This window comes from Collinsella aerofaciens (assembly GCF_040910265.1).
Taxonomy (GTDB): Bacteria; Actinomycetota; Coriobacteriia; order Coriobacteriales; family Coriobacteriaceae; genus Collinsella; species Collinsella aerofaciens_BK.
This window is the reverse complement of sequence record NZ_JBDGAW010000021.1, coordinates 1-3652: the sequence shown is the minus strand read 5'-3', so window position 1 is coordinate 3652 and position 3652 is coordinate 1. Positions and strand designations below refer to the sequence as shown.

The window sequence follows — 3652 nt, the reverse complement described above, 5'->3', positions numbered from 1 at the left end:
CCATCAAAAACGTGAAGAGCCTCGGGGCATTTGCCTCGAGGCTTTTTTCTTATCCAACAAAAGTGGTCAAAAAAGCCCCGTCCCAAATTAACTACTTTGATTTTGTGTGCTGTGCGAAAGTTTGGGTAGTATAGCTATTCAATGCGGCGGGCTGCCGCGTGTTAACCGCTACGTACCGGAGGTGTTCCATGGTTCGTGTCGACATAGAGACCATCGTCATGGCCGCCGGTCCCGTGCCATCGCTTATCGTACTTCGTGAGCGCAGCAGCAAATCGGACTCGCCCGCGCCGCTGCGTTCCCTTTCCATTCAGACTGGTTCGTTTGAAGCTGCCGCCATCAGCCGCGGCATCGATAGCGGTCGCGCCGAGCGCCCGATTACCCATGACCTGCTGCTCGATACCGTTGACGCCCTGGGCGCCAAGCTCGAGCGCATCGAGATCGTTCGCGCCGAGCCGCCGGTGTTCTACGCGACGATAGTCGTACTGGCCGATGGCGAGGAGCGCAAGATCGACGCTCGTCCCAGTGATGCCATTGCCCTTGCCGTGCGCAGCAATGCTCCCATGTTCGTGGAGGACGACATCATGAATCGCCTGGGCACTGTTTCTACCCACGCCGAGGAAGTCGACGACGAGCAGGAGTTCGAGAAGTTCGACGAGTTCGTCCATACGCTCTCCCCCGATGACTTCTAAATGCGGGGCGGCAGAGTTGCGGAGTGTTCGCTGATGACCGGCGGTATGTCGGCTGAGGCGGCGGCCATTGCGCGCGAGGCCCAGATGCGCTCGGAGGCATCCGAGGCGGCTCGCATTGCCTATGTGACGCAGGCTCGCACGCTTCGCGAACGCCGCGGCTCGTTTATCAAGATGGTTGTTATCTCCGCCCTTGTCGCGGCAATCTGTTCGCGCCTTCGTGGTACAGTTGGTGCGCTTGGGTTTTCGATCTCTACGGGCCTGGTAATCTGGGGTGTGGTCGATGCGGTAATGCTGACCAACCAGATTAAGGTGCTCGACAAGCGCGCGGCAGACATGATGCGCGCCCGCGACGCTGCCGCCAAGATCGCTGCCGAGGCGCAAGAACTGTAACGACGCCAGACTCGATGGGAAGGTCTAAAGATGGCACAGGATATGCAGGACGCCGGTAACGTCTCCGCCGAGCTCGACGCCATGGTGTGCGATCTGATTGGCGCCTTCTTGGACGACCTGGCCGCGGGCGAGAACCCGGGCGTGGTCGTGGCGATTGAGGACGCTGCCTCCAACCGCTATCTGGCGGCGCTCGACGAGGATGGCGAAGAGGCATGCCTCGAGGCTGCCACCAACTTTATCTCCGAGCATAAGATGGGTCTTAAGGACGAAGGGCTTGGCCGTATCGCTCGTTATGCCATAGGCTACACCGGCTGCGTTGAAATTGACGGCGGCTATCACGATGCCCTGCTCGTGAGCTTCTTCGAAACCACGCTCGAGAGTGGCTTTTCGGCATATGTGCTGTATGAGGGTATGGGTGCCGGCGATGGTTTTATGTGGAGCGACCCTGAACCTGCAGGTGAGGAAACCCCTCTTATCTAAAATCGCTAAAATAAACGAGTTTTCGGTAAAAGGCTCAATATTCCCGCTGAGCGTTGCATCGCTGGGCGGGCCGCATACGCGTGCCGTTTGTATATGGATAGAAGATAGGGGAACTACATGCGCGTAGACAATCTGAGGAACATCGCCATCATCGCTCACGTCGACCACGGCAAGACGACGATGGTCGACAAGCTCCTGCGTGCCACGGACGCCTTCCGTGCCAACCAGCAGGTCGAGGACCGCGTCCTGGATTCTAACGACCAGGAGCGCGAGCGCGGCATTACGATTCTCGCCAAGAACATCTCTATCGAGTACAAGGACGTCAAGATCAACGTCATCGACACCCCGGGCCACGCCGACTTTGGCGGCGAGGTCGAGCGCGTGCTGCGTATGGCCGACGGCGCCCTGCTGCTGGTCGACGCCTTTGAGGGCCCCATGCCCCAGACCCGCTTCGTGCTGCGTCACGCTATCGACACCGGCCTCAAGATCATGATCGTCATCAACAAGATCGACCGTCCGGGTGCCAACCCCGAGAAGGCCTACAACGACTGCCTCGACCTTATGGCTGACCTGGGCGCTACCGATGACCAGCTTGAGTTCGCCATGGAGCACGTTGTCTACGCCAGCGCCATGAACGGTTTTGCCCGCCTCGATCCCGAGGACGGCAACATGGACATGTATCCGCTGCTCGACATGATCATCGACGACATGCCCGCGCCTGAGGTTGACGAGAACGCCCCGCTGGCCATGCAGTGCGTGACCATCGACCACTCCAACTTTGTCGGCCGCATCGGCATCGGTCGCGTGTACTCCGGTACCATCCACCAGGGCGACCAGATCCTTGTTGTGAAGAACGACGGCTCCAGCGCCACCGCTACCGTCAAGCAGCTCTTCACCTTTGACTACCTGGGCCGCACCGAGTGCCAGGAAGTCGGCGCCGGCGATATCGCCGCCGTCGTGGGTATCGACCGCACCGATATCGGCGATGTCTACACCGACCCCGAGAATCCCGTCGAGCTCGAGTCTATCGAGATCGACCCGCCGACCCTGTCCATCGTCTTCGAGGCTTCGACCTCCCCACTCGTCGGCCGCGACGGCGACATCGTGGGCGCCCGTCAGCTCAAGGAGCGCCTGTTCAACGAGGCCGAGAACAACGTGACCATGAAGATCGAGGAGCTCGAGGACAAGAGCGGCGTCGAGGTCTCGGGCCGCGGCATCCTGCACCTGTCCGTCCTGATGGAGTCCATGCGCCGCGAGGGCTTTGAGTTCCAGGTCGGCCGTCCCCGCGTTCTGTTTAAGAAGGACGAGAACGGCAACAAGATGGAGCCCGTCGAGCAGGCCGTCGTCGAGTGCCCGGACGAGTACTCGGGCAAGGTCGTCGAGGTCTTCGGTACCTCGGGCGGCATCATGACGAGTATGGACACCTCGGGCATCGTGACCCACCTCGAGTTCAAGATCCCGACGCGCGGCATCATGGGTCTTAAGAACCGCATCATGAACGTTACCCACGGCGAGGGCGTGTTCTACCACACCTTCCTGGAGTACGGCCCCTACGCCGGCGAGATCGGCAACCGTCAGAACGGCGCCATGATCTCCATGACCACCGAGAAGGCCGTTGCTTACGCTCTGGGCACGCTGCAGGAGCGCGGCCAGCTGTTTGTTGAGCCGGGCACCGAGTGCTATGAGGGCATGATCGTGGGCGAGCGCAGCAAGGCTGGCGACATGGTCGTCAACATCGCCCGTACCAAGAACCTGGGCAACCAGCGTTCCTCGACCTCCGATATCTCCGTGCAGCTGGTGCCGCCCCGCACCTTCTCGCTGGAGGAGGCGCTGGAGTACATCGCCGACGACGAGCTGGTCGAGATCACTCCCAAGAACATTCGCCTGCGCAAGCGTCTGCTCAACGCCACCGACCGTAAGAAGGCTGCCGTTCGCGCCGGCCAGGTCAACAAATAAGCGCTGGGGTTTATAACCGCCAATAAGAAAGGGCGTCGACCGTAATGGTCGGCGCCCTTTTTCAAGACTTTAGTCTGCTGGCCGCGCAGCGGCCAGCTTTAAACCACCCGCTACGCGGGTGGAGACAAACGGCTTTA

The 3652-nt window shown here is 60.5% G+C and carries 4 protein-coding genes; all 4 read left to right on the top strand.

Annotated features, from left to right (window positions below):
• Nucleotides 1-188: 188 nt before the first annotated feature.
• The 4 genes from AB5Z14_RS08280 to typA all read left to right on the top strand — a co-directional run bounded on the left by AB5Z14_RS08280 (nt 189) and on the right by typA (nt 3515).
• On the top strand, nt 189-689 hold the full coding sequence (locus tag AB5Z14_RS08280) for a bifunctional nuclease family protein (protein WP_099432413.1): 501 nt from the start codon (nt 189-191) through the stop codon (nt 687-689).
• Between the two features lie 33 nt (nt 690-722).
• Nucleotides 723-1079 (top strand): hypothetical protein, encoded by a 357-nt coding sequence (locus AB5Z14_RS08275; protein ID WP_368131030.1) that lies wholly within the window; start codon nt 723-725, stop codon nt 1077-1079.
• Between the two features lie 30 nt (nt 1080-1109).
• Nucleotides 1110-1559 (top strand): hypothetical protein, encoded by a 450-nt coding sequence (locus AB5Z14_RS08270; protein ID WP_089572580.1) that lies wholly within the window; start codon nt 1110-1112, stop codon nt 1557-1559.
• A 117-nt stretch (nt 1560-1676) separates the two neighbouring features.
• Nucleotides 1677-3515 (top strand): translational GTPase TypA, encoded by a 1839-nt coding sequence (typA, locus tag AB5Z14_RS08265; protein ID WP_368131029.1) that lies wholly within the window; start codon nt 1677-1679, stop codon nt 3513-3515.
• Nucleotides 3516-3652 lie beyond the last annotated feature (137 nt).

Bases quoted from the DNA above. Each gene is read 5' to 3' on its own strand.
- AB5Z14_RS08280 (WP_099432413.1), top strand. From the start codon at position 189: ATGGTTCGTGTCGACATAGAGACCATCGTCATGGCCGCCGGTCCCGTG.
- AB5Z14_RS08270 (WP_089572580.1), top strand. From the start codon at position 1,110: ATGGCACAGGATATGCAGGACGCCGGTAACGTCTCCGCCGAGCTCGAC.
- AB5Z14_RS08275 (WP_368131030.1), top strand. From the start codon at position 723: ATGACCGGCGGTATGTCGGCTGAGGCGGCGGCCATTGCGCGCGAGGCC.
- typA (WP_368131029.1), top strand. From the start codon at position 1,677: ATGCGCGTAGACAATCTGAGGAACATCGCCATCATCGCTCACGTCGAC.